Here is an 18774-nt window from a genome sequence, read left to right on the forward strand (position 1 = left end):
ATGGAAACGGTAACGGGGCTTGAAGTCGCAATTGTCGGTATGGCCACTCGGGTGCCGGGCGCGAACTCCATTGATGAGTATTGGCAAAACCTACTGGCAGGCAAAGATATCCTAAAAATGCAGCAACAAAGATATCCCGATCAAAGCGGTAATTTGGGCGGGGTATTAGACAATGTGCATGGTTTTGATGCGGCATTTTTTGATGTTGCAGCACGTGAGGCTTGCCTTATGGACCCTCAGCTTCGCCAGAGTCTAGAAGTCAGTTGGCATGCCTTAGAAGACGCGGGTTTGATTAACCAGCGCACTGGCGCACATATTGGCGTATTTGCAGGGGCCCCAACCAGTGCCTATTTAACCTATGGTATTAGCAACAAAGATAAGTTAGACAGCGCGGTAGAAATTGATGAGTTAATTCATCATAACTCGCAAGAGTTGTTTGCTAGTAAGCTTGCTTATCAGCTGGGGGTGAATGGGCCAGCATTGTCGCTGACAACTGGGTGTTCCACGTCATTTGTGTTACTGCATTATGCGTGCTTAGCACTGAACAGTGGTGATTGTGAGACGGCGCTGGTGGTTGCCAGTCGTATTGGTTATCCCCATTACGAAGGCTACACAGCAACACCCGGTGGACCGCTCAGCCCTGATGGCTTGTGTCGACCTTTTGCCAATAATGCGACAGGTATGGTGCCTGGTAGTGGTGCTTTGGCTGTGGTGCTTAAGCGCTATGAAGAGGCACTCGAAGATGGTGACCGCATTTATGCGGTGATCCGAGGCAGCGCACTGAACAATGATGGTCGAGACAAGTTGGGCTTTGCGGCACCTTCGGTCAATGGCCAAGCGCAAGTTGCCAAGCAAGCGATGATGAACGCCGATATCGAACCGCACGAAGTGGCGTATGTGGAGGCTCATGGCACAGGCACTGAGCTAGGTGATGGTGTAGAGCTAAGAGCACTACAACAGGCATATGGCGAAGCTGCGCCAAGTCAGTCATGTGCGCTGGGATCTGTCAAAGGCAATATTGGGCATTTAGATGCCGCATCGGGGTTGGCAAGTCTTGTCAAAGTGAGCTTGATGCTACATCACCGGACACTTTTGCCCACCATCAACTGTGACGACCCGTTAGAACAGCTACAATCGCCAAGCAGCCGTTTTTATGTACAGCGCGAGGTTACGCCTTGGCCTGAGTCTAAACCACTGATTGCTGGATTGAACATTTTTGGTATTGGTGGCACGAACGGTCATGTGCTATTGCAAAATGCCAGCGCTGTGCCCTTAGCTGCGAGTGAGCACAATGAGCAAGTATTATTTTTAAGTGCTAAAGACCCGCAAGCACTACTACGTAATCGTGATGCGTTGCTTGCTTGGCTGCGCAATAACCCACAATGTAACTTAAAACAATTAAGTTGGAGTTTACTCAATTGTAAAGAGCCGATGCTTTATCGCAGCGCTGTCAGTGTCTCTTCTTTACAAGATTTTCAAGCGCTTAAAGCTATTACCAGCGATGACATTAGCAAAGCTCAGGGGGCACCAATCATTAGCATTGAGGCCATTACAAGTGACGACCTGATTGTGTTAGAGCGTTTATTTGATAGTGATGATGCTCTGAATACGCAATTTAAACGCTACCTTGGTGAGTCAAGCGCAGAGCTAGATGCTATTTGTAAGTCGCCTTCACTGTGGCATGAGCTGCGTATTAAAATGGCTGATGACCCAAGTATTGAAAGGCTACTAAACCGCGCGGTGTGGTTGAGTGTGCTCGCTCGGTTGTCACAAATGGGGTTGGCGCTTAAAAACATTCACGCCCGCGGTGCGTTGTTTATTAGTGCTGCGCAGTGGGCTGGCGTATTAAACTCAAGCCAGGCGTTATCTTTACTTAATAATCAATCAATCGCGCACGTTGAAAGCCTACCAAATCAGGCGCGCTGCGTACTAACATGTAATGACTCTGCTGAGCCTTTAACAGCCAAATACTGGCAACAAGAAGCATTTTGGCAGGCTTTGTGTGAAAGTAAAAGTGATCAGCAACTGCGTCCTTTATCATGTAGCCGCCTTGTGGTCGATGCGAGTGTGCATCGCATGGCGGCACAACTTTGGATGCAAGGCGTTGCTATTGATAGTGACGCACATTTTGGAGAAAAGTTTGCGCCCCTGTCTTTACCTGGATATGCGTTTGCATCAACGCGCTTTAAGCTGCCTTTGCACAAACTTGAAAGTACACGTTGGCAAATGCAGCAGTGGTCAAAAGTGGCGCAGCAAGATGACACGCAACAGCAAATCTTATTGCTGATGCCCAAAGGGGAAGCGGCTAAAAAAGTGCAGCACTGCTTTGGTGGCAGCGACAAAAATGTTTGGTATATCTATTGCGCATCGCAATTTAGTGTGAGCAACGATAATATGTTATATGCGGATTTAACGCAGCAGGCGCATTTAGAACAAATTGAAAGCCATATTCAACAGCAAATTAGTGCCCCTTGCAGTTGGGTAGATGCGAGATTGAGCGCGTTCACGAGTAAACCTGAAGACATGTTAAATGCCATGGTGGATGTGCCATTGCGTCGCAGTTGGCAGGCTCTTGATGCGCACCTGCAAGATACAAACTCAAGGTGGGCGCAACTTTGCCTAATACCCAGTGAATCCGCCTATAATAAATGCGCGCATTTGGGGCGTTATATTTTTGATTTTTTCTCATACCAGTATCAAGACTTAGCACTTGGCAGCCCGCCAAAAACACTGTGGTGTGAGGTTGCAAAAAACGCCACTAAAGTGCCACAGACAGCTGTGCTTTCAAGTACGCTTTCAAGTGTGCTTTCAAGTACACTTTTGAGCCAAGCAATGGTTGCCAAAGCAAGCCAATTTAAAATTATGCACAAGCAATTATTTTGTTTGACTCATAGCCGGTTTAACCCCAGTGGCTACACGCCAGTTAACTATAATAAGGCACTTTTGCTTGGCATTGAGCAGCCAAATGGCGTTGCCATCGCATCTACTTTGCCTGCATTGTGTGAACATATTCATGTGGTGTTGCCCGCAGACTTTCCTGCGCAACAGCAATGGCAGCAGTGGTTACTTGCCCATGTTGAAGGTAATTTATACAGCAAAATTATTTTACTGCTCACTCGTTGGTTAGAAGAAGGTATTGCCTGCTCTTGGCATAACCACAAAGCAAATCGTCCTTTACACAAGCAGCCAGAGTTACTGTGTAGTGATATTTGTATCAACTTAGTGGCCACAGAGAATGCCTTTAGTCAGCCTGAAAATCTGCTAATGAACGTTGAACATCAGGCGGCTTACACGCAACTATTAACTAAGTTAATGGCCGCTAACCCTTTGCTATGTTCATTAGTGTTGCTGCATGGGCCGTGTACCGCAGGCTTAACAAGCAATGCCAGATTGTGGCATCAGGCCGCCAAAAACTGCTTCTCAAGTGTTGTGCTAGCAAATCAGCAGATAACCGCAGAAGACCTTGGGCGGTGTTTTAGTGCTTTGTCGCAACCAACGCATAAGCTACTTGTTGATGACATGTTAGTGAGTCACGTGTCATCGGCCACATTAGTCAAACAAACACAGCAATCTGATGAGCAACAATATGCGCCACGCCCAGAGTTGGCGCAGCCATTTGTCGAGCCTACAACGCCATTAGAGCGGCAAATTGCACAGATTTGGCAAAGTTATTTCTATTTATCACCCATTGGTCGTGACGATGACTTTTTCAGTCTGCATGGACATTCCTTGTTAGCACTGAAGATTGTTAATCGTATCAATGAGCAACATGCGACGCAGCTTACATTGCAGGATGTGTTGGAAAATCCAACGATAGCAAAACTTAGTGAGTTAGTTAGTACTAACAAGTCTGCGGCAAGTGAAGGAGCAGAATGATGAATATCAGTATTGATAAAAATAGACAGGTGTTGCCACTGACCAATGGTCAGCTTAGTTTTTGGTTTATTTATCATATGACCAAAGAAACGGCGAATCATTTTTTGCCATATGAGTTTGAGGGACCATTACGCTCAGACTTGCTTGAAAAAGTCCTCAATACACTGCTACAAGACAACGAGATCCTGCGCGCATCTGTAAGTGATTGGTGCGCGCTACAGTATGTTTATCCCTATGAATATTTTCATTTACCTTATGAAGACCTAAGCGGTTTATGTGAGCAAGGCCGCACAGCCTCCTTAGGGGCATTATTTTTAAAATACAGTGAGCCAAACTTTGATTTAATGAAACCTCCTTTGCTGCGCGCTTGCTTGATTAAACTCACGCCTGAAAAACACCTGCTTATGTTAGTGATGCCACATTTTGCAATGGACGGTGCGGCGTTGCATCAAATGGACATAGAACTGCGCGCCTTGTATCAAAAAGCATTGCACGGAGAGCCGCTCAGAGGAGGCAGAAAACTGGGGCTGGCTGATTATGTTACTCAAGAGCAAGCAATTAGGAACTCGCAAAGCCAGCAAGCCACACAGTTTTGGCAACAACAACTCAGTCAAGCCAAGCCAACGTATCTAGCGCCTGCATTGCTGGATATCACTAACCGAGCACGACGTGGAATATTTATCCCTCTGAGTCAAACCCAGTTACAAGATATTGGGCGCTGGTGCTCGCAAAATAAACTAACCCAACAGATGGTATTTTTAGCATTGCTCGGCAAAGTGATGGCTAAATTATCTGGTAACAACCGCTTATGTTTAACCACGGTGCAAGAGAATCGGGATATAGATGGCGCAAGATCGCTTTATGGAGCACTGCTTACATCATTGCCCGTGCCATTACAAATCTCTGATAGCCAATCACTGCTTGAGTTGTTTTTACAAGTGAAGAAAACCACGCTTGCTGTATATGAATACCGACATGTGCCTTGGAGCATTCCATTGTCAATCTTGGCGCGCCGCAAACTGAGCAAGCAGCCTTGGTGGCTAAAAGTTATTAGTAAGCTTAGTGGAGCGTATCACAGTATCAGTAAACAAACTGGTTTATATCCACAGGTGTTGGCTGATTTTGCTGCGATAGCGGCAAGCGATATCGAAGAAGATAAAAAGACCTTACGTTACGGGCCGCACCATCAAGCACTGACAATGAACGTCAATATGCTGCCGTCATTTTATGAACAGGGTATTGATACCACAGCCGCTGAGCAAGACACTGCGCAGGCGTGTCGCATTACCTTACGTCGGCAGCTGGACTTTCCCGTGCCACAAGATGACAGTGAATGGGAGCAAAACGTGTTGAATTTTTACATTGAAAAGCATCCGCTCAAAGGGGCGGGGATCCGCTTATCTCATCAGTGTTTAACTGAGCAAGCTGAGCAAACCATACGAGAAGAGCTGTATACATTGCTAAGACAATCATCTGAGGTAGCGCAGTTAGTTGAGCACAGCGCTTGATAGCCTTTAGTAAGACTTTGTAAGCAAAGCGCTAAATTCGCAATGATTCGATTGACCTAAAATGGGGAAAATTTATACTCGATATGCTTGAAATAACATTGTTTTGGTCCGTGGTCGCGTTGTTAATGGTAAAAAAGAACTAGATGAAAATTGAGAATATCGCAATGCATTCAATAATAAAAATCGCCAGCGTGCTATCGCTCGGTTTGGTTATCGCCGTTATTTGGTTTTCGAATTACGACCGTCATGCCGTTGAGATAGCCAGCCAAGAAGAGACCTTGTATGGCTCTGTTGTGCTGCCCAAACTCAGAGCGGATAAACCAGTGCCTGTGGTGATATTTGTGCATGGTGACGGGCCTATTTCAAGTGGCGGTTATGGTTACTACCACCCGCTGTGGCAAGCCCTTGCTCAGGCAGGTGTTGCTTCGCTATCTTGGGATAAACAAGGAGTGGGCGGTTCAAGTGGTCACTGGCTTGAGCAAAACATGACACAACGCGCCGAAGAACTGAGCGCAGCGATTGATTGGATATCCACGCAACCAAAGTTGGATAGTCAGCGCATTGGCGTTATCGGCTTTTCACAAGCAGGATGGGTGCTTCCCACTGTGCTTGCTCAAGATAAACGAGTCAAATATGCCATTATGGTGTCAACCGCGGTTAACTGGGAGCAACAAGGCCATTTTCAAACGGTGCAACGCTTAAAATCATTAGGGCAAGATGGTGAGGTGTTAGCTCAAAATCTTGACTATAACAGTGCCTTGGATGAGCTATTAAAACAACGAGTACCTTATAAAACATATCAGCAATTTATTACCCAAAACGCACCGCAAAGCTATGGTGGCAAGGTGATGAGCCCAAGTCGCTATGAGTTTGTGATAAACAATATGCATGTTGATGCAAGTGCAACGCTCAATCAGATACAGCAGCCGGTGTTAGCGCTATTTGGCGACTCTGATCAGGTTGTAGATGTGCAGCAAAGTATCGACACCTATCAAAGCCAGCTATCAGGTCCGTTTAGTTACAAGGTGTATGAAAATGCGGATCACGGCTTATTCAAAAACGAATACTTTTCAGGCATTAGTAAAGATTCAATTTGGTTTGGTGTAAAAATGAATTGGTTGGGAGCCGATGGCTTAACTGAGCAGTTTGTTGATGATGTACTTCGCTGGGTAACAACCCATACTCAGTTAGATGCTCAAGGAGTGCTTGTCGATGGAGAATAATTTTGCAACTTGGTTTGCCAAGCAGCGTGAAGAATTACTTTGGGATCTGTTGTTTTCGAGCGTGCTGGAAGTTTTGGCTATTTTCGCTGTGATGCTGCTTATCACTCCCTACTTTGAAACATTAAATCCGTTTTGGTATGGATTTTTCTTGGTATTAATACCGTTATACGTCTTTAGCGAAGCTGCTTCTGTGCTTGCAAAGCTAAAAACCGCCACACAAAAACAGCTAAATGATTTTAGCCATATCGATATTTCAGCGCTCAGTGAGACGCCAATTACCCAGCAATGGCAATGCGTCACTATTAAAACTGCATTATTGGCTTTACTGCCCGCCATAGGCGGCGCAGCACTATATTACTTTAGTTCAAAGAGTGTTGGCATCATGCTCTTAATTGCGCTGTGTGTCGGAGTTGGGGTGTTTATTGTCAGTGCTGTGTTATTTGAGCGCTATGCCAAGTCGCTTGTTGCGGGTACTTTGCACCAAGCGCGGGGCACAAAGCAGCTTGATGAATCGCAAAGTATTGATTTGCTGATCACTTTTCATTTACTGCCATGGCTTTTATTCGCTGCGCTGGCGTTTGGTTTGCTGATGAGCAAGTACTACACCGGATATGTTGCAGATGCGGGGCAAATTAGCCTATCGAGCTTAGCAACATATAGCTATATCAGTTGTACTTTTGTTGGTTTTTGGAGCTGCTACAACGTTTTGGAGCCAATTCAAACAGATATGAAACTACAGTCATTGTTTTTGTCTGGTACGGATAAGTTCTCCCATTCAGAGTTATTTGGCATGATTTTAGGCGCAGGGTTTATTCCTTGGTTGGCCTTGTTTGTGCTCGGTTTTTTTGTGCCGTCATTAACCAGTGGCATATGGTTAAGCGTGATAGCTGTCAGCATTATCGTTTTTGCAGTGGCTGTGGGGGTGAGCGCCGCGGCACTCTTTGCGTACAGTCAATCGCAGCAACAAGGGCAAGGTGAGTCTTGATCATCGTAACGTATTTTTGTTAATCGCATGGGTAGGGAAGTTAGGCTGAATTACCCATTATATGTACATGTGTTTATGAATTTATTTATAAATTAAACGTAGCTGTTCAGTTGTATAAGGACGTTGTTATGAGTATGACCTTTTGGCAAAACCAGTTCGTTGATCTTGATACGCTTGTTGTTTCAGATCCATGCGAAGATGAAACACATATAAGCCAATATGGCGATCACTATCTTGTAAGTTTAACTGAGCAAGAGGTTGCGTTGCTAAAGCAGCACTTAGCGCAAACTCAGTGCGACTTGCGAACCTTGTTGTTACTTAGTTACTACCTCACTTTGCGTACCTTATCTGGCCAGACTCGCTTTGCAATTGGTGTCAATCAACAGCAAATAACACCGCCAAATGTATATACTCCAGTGGTGTGCGACCTTTCGATGCAAAGCGCTGTAGAGCAGGCATTTACAGAGCTGGCAAATGCAGTGAATACAGCTTTAGCACACAGTTTAGGGGATGACGCAAAGCACAGCCAAGATGCTATCTGGCAAGCGGCTAACGATGCTGGATTGGAATCTCTTTATCAAGCCACGTTTAGTCTCACAGACAACCCGTTGCAGTTGGTGCCTTTGGTTAATAATCAAAGCTGGCAGCTACATGCCCAAACGTTCGAAAACACCATCGCAATTGAGATACTTTGCCCACGGCAATATAGCCACTCGGGTTTAGCGCTTTTTGCAAGCTGTTTTACACACACGCTCAAAGGACTCATCAGTGGTACGGCGCAAAACTTAACTGAGATTGACTTAGTACCTTTTGAACAAAAAACGCAACTACTTGAACACTGGCAAGGTAATACGGTTGATTGGCCCGAAGATGACACCTTAGTGAGTCAACTTGAGCGCGCTGCACAACAGTGGCCTGAGCGCACCGCTATTCTCTTTGAAGATAAAACAGTGAGTTATCGGCAACTACATCAACAAGCTGATGCACTGGCATGTCGCATTAAGACAATGCTCTTAGCCAAAGGCGAAGGGCATCAATCAGACAAGCAAAGCATAGTCGCGCTTTTGCTGGATAAAAGCGTAGAAATGGCTGTTGCAATCTTGGCGGTGTTAAAAACGGGTGCAGCATATGTGCCCATTTCACCGCAATTTCCTGCCGAGCGACGACACTTCATTCTTGAAGATACACAAAGTTCGCTGATTTTAACTCAGTCGCATTACCTTGATTATGTCAGTGAAGCGCCTTGTATGAGTATGGCGATAGACACGCTGGATGAGCAACAAGACTTGCAAAATCATACGGGGGGAGATGCGCTTTCACCCTCACAGCTTGCTTATGTGATGTATACGTCAGGTACTACGGGACTGCCCAAAGGCGTGATGATCACTCATCAAAGTGTGGTTAACCTGATTAATCATCAGCGCCGCGTATTTGATTTTACACAGCAAGACAAATCGATTTGGTTAGCTAACTATATTTTTGATGTATCCGTTGAGCACTTTTTCTTAACTCTGAGTAGCGGAGCATGTTTAGTGGTGCCAACTGAGTCGCAAATATTAGACCCAGCTTGTATTAAATCATTGTTACAAAGTGAAAAAATCACACACTTTGAAGCAACGCCAACTTACCTAAGTGCACTTGGCGAGGTAGATGCGCCTAGCATAAAAAGAGTGATAACTGGGGGAGAGGCCTGTACCAAAGATGTGCAAAATCTTTGGCAGCAAAGATTGGTCAACGGTTATGGTGTTACTGAAGCAACAGTCACACAAACGCAGCGCTGTGATAGAAAAACCAGCGGGCGTATGAATAACATTGGTAAGCCTTTAGCAAATACCCAAATTTTTATCTTGTCGGCAGAGTTAAAGTTGTTACCCATTGGTGCACCGGGTGATATGTATATTGGCGGTGTAGGATTGGCGCAAGGGTATCTGAATCGCCCAGAGCTTAACCTTGAAAAATTCATTGCTAATCCCTTTGTTGAGCAAAGTGACAGCGCTACCCCTTATGGCAGTATTTTGTATAAAACGGGTGATAAGGCTCGTTGGTTAGAAAATGGCGATATTGAATATCTTGGTCGTGACGACTTTCAGGTTAAGATCCGCGGTTATCGCATTGAACTTGGAGAAATCGAGTCAGTTATTAGTGCTCAACCTGAAGTAGAAAGCGCAGTTGTAATTGATAGATGCCGTGGTGAAGTTAAATACTTGGCCGCGTATTACGTACTCAAATCAGGATGTAGCATTGAAGGCGCAGCGCTCAAAGCATGTTTACAGCAATCATTACCCAGTTATATGGTGCCTGCAACCTACACTCAGCTTGAGCAGATTCCTATTACTATTAATGGCAAGTTAGACAGACGCGCATTGCCTGAGCCGACGTTATTTCATGATGACCAAGTTGAGCAACCGCGCAGCGAGCACGAAGCAAAGTTAAAACCGCTTTGGTTGCAAGTCTTGTCATTACAGGAAATAGGTATTCATGATGACTTTTTTGCACTCGGTGGTGATTCTGTCAGTGCCCTAAAATTAATCGGGTTATGCCAACAGCAACTTAATTGCTCTATATCGCTGGCGCAACTATACCAACACCCAACCATTGCAACATTTGCGCTACAGCTTAGTGATGCTCAAAGCGTTATAGAAATTCCCCACTCAGACGCAAACAAGCTATCTTATGCGCAGCAACGGATGTTGTTTATTGAGCAGTTTGAAGGTGGCACAGATGCCTATCATCTGCCCTTTTTTACCAAGCTTGCTGGGGATGCCGATATCTCTTTACTAGAGCAAGCCCTGCAACATGTTGTAGCCAGACACCCAGTATTAAACAGCTGCTATAGCCAAGCTGAAGATGTGGAACAAGCTCGGCTTACAGAATTGATGCAACCCATTGAGATTGCGCGTGTTGAACTACAAAGCGAGCTGCAACTGAGCGCAAGAGTGCAAGCAGATTATGAATGTCCGTTTGACTTACAATATGGTGCGCCAATGCGCGTGTTTAATTACAGCGTATCGCAACAGCAATTTTTGTTTATCGTTTGGCACCATATTGCCTTTGATGGTTGGTCTGAGCCGGTCTTTTTTAATGAATTGGCATTGATTTACCATGCTTTGAAAACAGGCACACAGGCAAAGCTGCCTGAATTGCCAATTCGTTATCGTGACTATGCGCAATTTCAACACCAAGAACAACAGCAGTTGGTGATGCGCCAACAGCTAGATTATTGGCAAACTGAGCTCAAAGGTCATGAACCTCTGGCATTGGCAACGGACTTTGTGCGTCCCGCACAATTTGATTATCAAGGTGCAACACACGATTTTATAATCGACGCCAGTTTAACAAAGCAATTAAAGCGTATTGCAGCTGCAAACAATACCACTTTGTACACCGTGATGGCCGCTGCGACATTTGTTACTTTTTACGGCCAAACAGGTCAGCGCGACATCGTGATTGGCACGCCTACAGATAACCGACACTTACCACAAACGCATGCTTTAATTGGTTTTTTTGTAAATAGCTTGGCGTTGAGATTAAAGCTGTCTGAGCAGCAGTCTTTGCAGACGTTAATTCAACAGCTTCACCAAGTGATTATTAATGCCAAACAAAACCAAGATGTGCCCTTTGAGCAAGTTGTACAGGCGTTATGTGATAGCCGTGACACGTCTCGCCATCCTATTTTTCAAGTGATGTTCAGCGTCGTACCGCCAGATAATACCAATGAGCTGGGGCTGTTACCTTTTGTTGCTGGCGAAGAAGACGTGACTTTACAGGAGTCGGCAAAATTTGATTTAGATATAACGCTTACCGATCACTCAACACACTTAACTGGTAAATTAGTGTATGGGGCTGCGCTATTCTCTGCGCAACGTATGCAGTGGTTGGTTGAGAGTTACCTTGATGTATTGCAGCAATTTGCTGATAACCCGAATACCCAGTTGCAAGAGATAAACTGGGTCACGAACCAACATCTACAGCAGTTGCTCAGTTGGAACTCAACGCAATCGCCATACCCAAAAAATAAAACACTGACAGAGCAAATTGATGAGGTGGTAACGCAAAGGCCCGATGCAATCGCTTTATGTTTTGCTGATAGGCAAGTGAGTTATGCTCAGATGAATGCTTGGGTTAACACACTTGCAGTGAAAATCCGTGAGCAATATCAGCAAATATATGGCGTTGCGCTCAGTGCAAACACATTTATTGCATTGCAGTTCGATAAGAGTATCGAGATGGTTATTGCGATTTTGGCGGTGTTACGTGCAGGGGGCGCCTATGTGCCTTTATCTCCAGAGTTCCCTGATGAAAGAAGGCAGTTCATTCTCGAAGACACTAAATCGGCATTGCTACTTTGTACTGACAACTACCAAGCAGTATTAAAAAATACTGTCGTGCCAGTTATTAACGTTGATTATGCTGAGCTTGCCAACACGGCGCATCACTTAGTGCTTGAAAGCGTTAGCCAAGCAAGCGATCTTGCGTATGTTATTTATACCTCAGGTACTACCGGTAAGCCAAAGGGGGTAATGCTCAGTCACGATAATGTCAGTGCGTTAATCGCCTCGCAGACACAGGCATTTGGCTTTAGTGATCAAGAACGGGTGTTGTGGCTTGCAAATTATATTTTTGATGTGTCAGTTGAGCACTTGTTTATAACCCTTATCAATGGCGCATGTTTGGTGATCCCAAGTCAGTCACAAATAGTGCAACCAGATGTGATAAGTGCCTTGCTCATTGAGCAAAAAATTACTCACTTTGAAGCCACACCAACCTATTTGAGTGCGCTTGGCAGGGTTACTTCAAATAGTTTAAAACGGGTGATCACCGGTGGTGAAGCCTGTACCGCTGAGGTTGCAGAGCTTTGGGGGGAGTTACTTATCAATAGCTACGGTGTGACCGAAGCCACCGTGACTCAATTGCAAAAACTACAGAAAACACAGTTTGATAGCATCAGTAACTTAGGTAAGCCACTGGCGAATACGCAACTTTACGTGCTAAACGAGAGGGGTCAGTTTGCGCCTTTAGGGGCTATTGGCGAGCTGGTGGTTGCCGGAGATTTAGTGGCAAAAGGCTATTTAAATCGCCCAGAGCTTAACGCGGAACGTTTTATTAGCCAACAGCCCTATGCGCTTAGTGATGGTTTAGATGCGCTAAAGGCCTATAAAACCGGCGACCTTGTTCGATGGTTGCCAAGTGGTGAAATTGAATACCATGGTCGCAATGATTTTCAAGTTAAGTTAAGAGGATATCGCATTGAACTTGGAGAGATAGAAGCGGCACTGTGTCAATTAGAGCAAGTACAACAGGCGGTGGTAGTTGATATCAAAGAGTCGCAAAACGTATTTTTAGCCGCTTATATCATGCCAGCGCCTGGGCAGGTATTTGACGAAGCGACGATACTCAACCAGCTATCTGAACAGTTACCAAGCTACATGCTGCCCAGCACGTTGACACAAGTGGCCTGTATCCCGCAAACACTTAACGGCAAAGTGGATAGAAAAGCGCTGCCACAACCACGTTATACCTTAAAAACGCAAGCAGTTGCGCCGCGTAACGAGTCAGAGCAGGCGTTACATGTTATTTGGCAGCAAATTTTAAATGTTGAACAATTTGGTGTAACCGACAACTTTTTTGCGCTTGGCGGGCACTCGTTGAGTATTGCCAAGCTTAAGGTGTTAATCAAAGAGCAGCTAAACGCCCCTGTTGAGCTGAAAAGTTTGTTTGACAACAGTACCATAGAGAAGCAAGCCAAGTTGTTGCAACTAACTGATTTACATGGCGAGAATCAGCCAGTTCATGAGCAAGGGATCAGTTTACCTTCGTTGGTTGCGCAAAATTGGGATGTGATGGAGCCCTTTCCACTGTCTTATCAGCAAGTGGTATTTTGGTTAATTAACGATGCCAACGTTGGCACCGTTAACAATGTGCAATGTATTGAAATAAAAGATGTTATTGATATTGAAAGTTTGCAACAGTCGTTACAAATGCTGTGTGCACATCATGATTCATTGCAAGTCGAGATAGACCTTAAACGACCACTACAACAAGTAAGTGACAGCGTTAAGCCAATAGAGCTAAACATTATAGACTGTGAAAATATGACACCCAGCCAATTGGCTGAAGTGTATGATGCTTTAGAAACCATTCGCCTTGAGCCTTTTGATTTAACAAAGCCGCCACTGTTGGTTGCACACTTATTACAGTTTGCACACGATGATTATTTACTGTTTTTATGCGCCCCTCACATTATTTTTGATGGCGCAGCGCTGAGCATTTTTGCTCGTCACATTGAACAATATTACGTCAGCATTGTTAATGGCCGCGAATTTCCTTTAGCGCAACATAATGCGCAGCTCAGAGATTTTGTTTATTGGGAGAGAGAAGCTTATCAAACGTGCCAAGATGATATCACCACATTTTGGCAAGATGCGCTGCGCGACCTACATTACCCAACTTTTCCGGCGCAATATCAGGCTGAACAGTTAGCATTGCAAAGCGCCTTGGTGGTTTTGAGTGAAACACAGTTAGATAAGCTTAAAGAGTACGCTCAGCAATTTGATGCAAGTTTGCAAATGCTAATGAATACGCTCATCGGCATGAGTTTATCTCGTGTCACTGCAGACAAAGAATTTTGCATCACTCACGTGATGGAGAATCGCTACGACACGCAAATGACGGATCTCATTGCACTGTTAGCTGGGGAGAGCGCCTTGCCAATTCGTGTTCCTGCAAACGGCAGCGTTGCACAGCTACTGAAAAGCGTGAAGCAACATACCATCGCTGCTTTAGAGTACCCGGTCATTTCTTCGGTGATGTTGGATGCCATCATTGAGCAAAGGCGTTGGCAAAAAGTACCTCGTTTTTATAAGTGGATGCTCAATCTAGGTAGCCGTTTATTCAGTTGGTACTTTAAATCAGCTCAGATATATCCAGACTACTTGCAAGAAATGATGGCTGTTGATGACATTCCCAAGTGGATCAGCAAATTAATGGCAAATCAACCTTCGCAAAAAACCTATCGAGGTTTTAGAGAAGCGCCTCCGGTATCAATCAATATCTTGCAAGACTTTGCTTTTGTGCAAAAAGCGGATGAAGGGCTAAGTTGGCATCACGATGCACAAGTTGCCAAGTGTATTGCCCAACATGGCGATGAGGCATTGCAATTAGAACCAAAAAATAACGGCTGTGAAAATGCCATCTGGGGGGCAACACTTGAGTTTGTTTGCACGCGAACCGCCACCCGCCAACCATGTATTGAAATTAATGCGCGTAGCTTAACTGTTGAAGCTGTAGAGGCATTACAACATGAACTGGAGTTGCAGATCCAAGCGCTTTGTGAGGTCAATCGCGAAGGCTCTGGTACAAAGGGAAAATTAAAGGATCATGAATGTTAAAGGAACATAATATGACGCAAATTGATGGCAAGCTCCCCAACCTGTATGGTCGCTGGAGTCTATACGTTGCCTTAGCAGGACTGGTTTTTGTTTTACTGGCTATGTTAGACAGTGCGCCTTACAGCAATGTAGAACAAGACTTTACTGTCGATGGCTCGATACGAACAGGCTCTTTGATATTGCCAACAAATAGTGAGACTCCACGCGCGGTGATGATCTTTGTACATGGTGATGGCGATATGGGACGCAGTGCGTTTGGCTATTACTACCCGCTTTGGCAACGTTTAGCAAAGCAAGGAATTGCTTCATATTCATGGGATAAAGCTGGGGTTGGGGGCTCGGATGGTAATTGGCTCAAGCAAGATATGCAAAGTCGTGCACAGGAAATACATGCTGCCATTGCTATGCTACGTCAACAGCAGCAACTAAAAGATGTGCCTATTGGACTCATTGGTTTTTCACAAGCTGGATGGGTGATGCCTAAAGCGCTCAAAGATTTTACGCAAATATCCTTTGCTGTATTTGTATCAACGCCCGTTAACTGGCTCAAACAAAGTGAATTTTTGACGCAAATACGGTTACAAAAAGAGGGCGTGTTGGGAGATGCAAAGCTACAGCAAATGCAACAGGCACAAAACGTTTCAAAGCTGATAGCACAGGGAGAGGCGCACAGCGCTTACGTTGATTTTTTACAGCAAACTGACCCTGATGCAGTTGACTCAGCCATGAGTCCCGAGCGTTATCATTTTGTGCAGCAAAATATTCTTGCTGACTCTGAGCAAGACTTGTCTGGTATCAAGCAACCTATATTTGTTGCTTTTGGTAATCACGATAGCAATGTCAACGTGCCATATAACGTTCGCCAATATGAGCGAATTTTTGCCAACAACGCGTCGCAACTACAACTCAATGTTTATCAAAATGCCAACCATACCTTGTTAAAAAATAGCGAGTTTGGCCATTTGTCACCCTCTCTTTGGTGGCTGATAAAAATGTCGTTATGGGAAGAAGATGGGTTTTCCGAGCAGTTTGTTGACGATGTCATGCTGTGGCTGAACACCCAGTTGACACAACTGGCCACCCAAAAAACACAGTCATTAGGAGCGTGAAATGAATCAACTTACTGAGTTAGTCAGAGCACAATATCCCAGTTATTTGCTAAGGACGCTATTACTTAGCCTATTTGAAGTGGTTATTGTCGCGTTGCTATTTTTGCTGACCAAGCCGTATTTTGAGTCCTATCAAGTATTTTGGTACTTGTTGTGTTTGATTCTGGTGCCAGCATGTGGGTGCTCGGTGGCGGTAAACAGTCTTACCAAAATAGCGTCGCAGGTTATGGTACAAGCTAATAAGCAAAGCATAACTTTAGAGCCAGGGAGTGAGGACGGCAAAGCGACCTTGGCAGCGACCTCGGCAGAGACCTCGGCAGAGACCTCGGCGTGGCAATACATTAGTTGGAAAAAAGTGGTTCTTATGGTGGGGACGGGCTTGCTAATAGCATTATGTTATAGCGCAAGTGCACAGACCTTTGATGATTTACTGATGCTATTTTGTGCCCTCATCATTGCCACTTTTTTGTTTGCCAACTGGATCATTCTCAACGCGGCATTGCCTTTTTCTATCGCGGTTGTCAGTGCATTTCGTCATCGTCGCCAAGTTTATGATGAAGCACAAAGTGTCGATCATATTATCCGTTTTCATTTACTACCATGGAGCGCTATCGCAGTCACAACACTGTTTACATTTTTTGTTAAATACTATTTAGGGCTTGCAGATGAGCAAGGTTATGTTGAAACCGGCGCAGTGGTAAAAAGCACCTATATTTGCGGCGCTGTAGTGGCAATATGGTTGTGGTTAGAGGTAGGGCAAATAGCCCGCTTGGAGCACATCTTAGGGCATATTAATTTAACGGGCATTGGCCATATTTCAGACTCAGAAGCATTTAGCTTGGTGATGGCTGTGCCTTTAGTGTTGGCGGTGATCGTCGCTGCTATCAATGGCTTTTTTGATATTGAACATTACCGATATCAAACCGCAATTGCCGTTAGCATGTTGTTCATGCTGCTAGCTGCGTTTGCAGGTGTGAGTATCGCAATTTTTAAGCTTTGCGCCAGTAAAGCGCTAAGCGATCCGCAATTTGAAAACACGTGAGAGATAAATCTAGGATGATTAGTAAAACAGTACGCGGTCGTGTCCACTATTTGGATAATTTACGCGCATATATTATGTGGTTGGGTGTGGTTATTCATGTTGCTATGTTGCAAATGGTGTCTGACACGCCGCAGCGACTCAGAGAAATTGAGCTTAGTGAATGGGCTGATATGCTGGTATTTTCGATCCACAGCTTTCGCATGCCTCTGTTCTTTATTTTATCTGGCTTTTTTGTTGCCGCGATATTGGGAAGAAAAGGCTTAGTTGAAACCATCCGACTACGTTTGTTGCGGATTGGCATTCCGTTGATAATTTTTGGTCCGATAATTTCTTACTCTCTCGACTCAATCATTGTTGAATACTTACAACTTATGCATACCAGCGGCATCGAGATTGATCAAGACTGGTTGACGCAAGCGCAAGCACATCATTTCAACTTCGCCCATTTGTGGTTTCTATATTATCTATTTATCTGCCATATCATCTTATTACCCTTGTTTTATAAGCTCTCGTTGAGTCGTTCATTGCTGCTGACACGGCTGCGATATTGGGCCAGCCACCCCGTTGCTATCATGTTTTATGCGGCAATGATTGCGTATGTTGATAGCCATTTTGAAAGAGGCATGATCCCCGCCGATGGTGAGCTTATACCGAACCCTTTGCAGTTGTTGCACTACATTCCATATTTTTGTTTTGGCTTTATGGCTTATAAATTTAGACGTCTTTGGCTCAATCACTATCAACGCTGCTGGGGGCGTTATACGCTCTTAGGGTGTGTAATGATGTTTGCAACCTTGGTAGTTATTGAGCCTCTTCTTAGCAGTTCAGGTACACAAGTTGATAATTTTGTGGTCGCGTATTGTTACGGTCTTTGGGGATGGTGTTGGAGTTTTGCGCTATTTGGATTTTTTAAGCGCTGGTTGAGTGGCTATCAAGGCTGGTTGCGTTATTTGTCTGACAGTGCATATTGGGTTTATATCGTTCATTTACCAATTGTATTGCTTGTTAGTTATGCCCTGTATAGTTATGAGTGGGAGTTCTATACAAAAATGGCGGCAAATATCGTGATAACGTCAGCTATTTCATTGCTTAGTTATCACTTACTCGTTCGTTACACATGGTTAGGCCAGCTACTTAACGGTAAACGTAGAAAGCTGCAGTGGACTAAAACCCAAAGCACTGCAAAACTTGGCCAAGCGTAGCACAAATATATCTGAACTCAGATAAGCAAAATATCTAAAGGTAATGCTAGCTTTCAAACGCATTGCTTTTTTAAAACGCTTATCCACACCTTTGATTAACCATTTATGAGTTGATACCGGTTTTTACGCGTATCAACTCCCTCATCATTTTTATAAAACTTTGCCCTAATCTCTTTTTCCTCAAAAAATAATTTCGCTTACAGCGAGTTGTAATAAGTTTTTTCAAGTTTGATACGCGTTTGAAATTTGCTCTGCGATTGTGTCGCAAATTTGTGGTTTAAATAAAATGTTACTGAGCCTGCTTTACGATGCATTAATTACAAAAAATTAAATCCATGTAAATTAAATGTAAGTAATGTAATTGATTTTGAGTGTGTGATTCTGGACCGACCAGTTGTATGTAAAGCGGGCGAATTTTATTCGGATTAATAAAGCTTGGTT

At 44.4% G+C, this 18774-nt stretch carries 8 protein-coding genes; all 8 read left to right on the plus strand.

The features are described from left to right. The 8 genes from HC733_RS00585 to HC733_RS00620 all read left to right on the plus strand — a co-directional run bounded on the left by HC733_RS00585 (position 1) and on the right by HC733_RS00620 (position 18333). Positions 1-3876: a beta-ketoacyl synthase N-terminal-like domain-containing protein gene (locus tag HC733_RS00585; RefSeq protein WP_190363121.1), complete on the plus strand. Its 3876-nt coding sequence runs from the start codon at positions 1-3 to the stop codon at positions 3874-3876. Further along, the gene (locus tag HC733_RS00590) at positions 3873-5384 is read left to right on the plus strand and encodes a condensation domain-containing protein (protein ID WP_190363122.1); all 1512 of its coding nucleotides are present in this window, start codon (positions 3873-3875) and stop codon (positions 5382-5384) included. The genes HC733_RS00585 and HC733_RS00590 overlap by 4 nt, the downstream gene beginning before the upstream one ends. Before the next feature lie 143 nt (positions 5385-5527). After that, positions 5528-6607, plus strand: coding sequence for an alpha/beta hydrolase family protein (locus HC733_RS00595; protein WP_190363123.1), 1080 nt, complete (start codon positions 5528-5530; stop codon positions 6605-6607). After that, the gene (locus tag HC733_RS00600) at positions 6597-7592 is read left to right on the plus strand and encodes a hypothetical protein (RefSeq protein ID WP_190363124.1); all 996 of its coding nucleotides are present in this window, start codon (positions 6597-6599) and stop codon (positions 7590-7592) included. Before HC733_RS00595 ends, HC733_RS00600 begins: the two co-directional genes overlap by 11 nt. Positions 7593-7720: 128 nt before the next feature. After that, entirely contained in the window at positions 7721-14980 is a 7260-nt protein-coding gene (locus HC733_RS00605) for a non-ribosomal peptide synthetase (protein WP_190363125.1), read from the plus strand. 11 nt (positions 14981-14991) lie between these two features. Further along, the gene (locus HC733_RS00610) at positions 14992-16089 is read left to right on the plus strand and encodes an alpha/beta hydrolase family protein (protein ID WP_190363126.1); all 1098 of its coding nucleotides are present in this window, start codon (positions 14992-14994) and stop codon (positions 16087-16089) included. A 1-nt stretch (position 16090) separates the two neighbouring features. Continuing rightward, the gene (locus HC733_RS00615; RefSeq protein ID WP_190363127.1) at positions 16091-17131 is read left to right on the plus strand and encodes a hypothetical protein; all 1041 of its coding nucleotides are present in this window, start codon (positions 16091-16093) and stop codon (positions 17129-17131) included. A 14-nt stretch (positions 17132-17145) separates the two neighbouring features. Continuing rightward, entirely contained in the window at positions 17146-18333 is a 1188-nt protein-coding gene (locus HC733_RS00620; RefSeq protein ID WP_190363128.1) for an acyltransferase family protein, read from the plus strand. The last annotated feature ends 441 nt before the right edge of the window (positions 18334-18774 follow it).

This window comes from Pseudoalteromonas sp. S16_S37 (assembly GCF_014694405.1).
Lineage (GTDB): Bacteria > Pseudomonadota > Gammaproteobacteria > Enterobacterales > Alteromonadaceae > Pseudoalteromonas.

Coding starts and splice junctions, on each gene's coding strand:
- HC733_RS00585 (WP_190363121.1), top strand. CDS start 1: ATGGAAACGGTAACGGGGCTTGAAGTCGCAATTGTCGGTATGGCCACT.
- HC733_RS00590 (WP_190363122.1), top strand. CDS start 3,873: ATGATGAATATCAGTATTGATAAAAATAGACAGGTGTTGCCACTGACC.
- HC733_RS00595 (WP_190363123.1), top strand. CDS start 5,528: ATGAAAATTGAGAATATCGCAATGCATTCAATAATAAAAATCGCCAGC.
- HC733_RS00600 (WP_190363124.1), top strand. CDS start 6,597: ATGGAGAATAATTTTGCAACTTGGTTTGCCAAGCAGCGTGAAGAATTA.
- HC733_RS00605 (WP_190363125.1), top strand. CDS start 7,721: ATGAGTATGACCTTTTGGCAAAACCAGTTCGTTGATCTTGATACGCTT.
- HC733_RS00610 (WP_190363126.1), top strand. CDS start 14,992: ATGACGCAAATTGATGGCAAGCTCCCCAACCTGTATGGTCGCTGGAGT.
- HC733_RS00615 (WP_190363127.1), top strand. CDS start 16,091: ATGAATCAACTTACTGAGTTAGTCAGAGCACAATATCCCAGTTATTTG.
- HC733_RS00620 (WP_190363128.1), top strand. CDS start 17,146: ATGATTAGTAAAACAGTACGCGGTCGTGTCCACTATTTGGATAATTTA.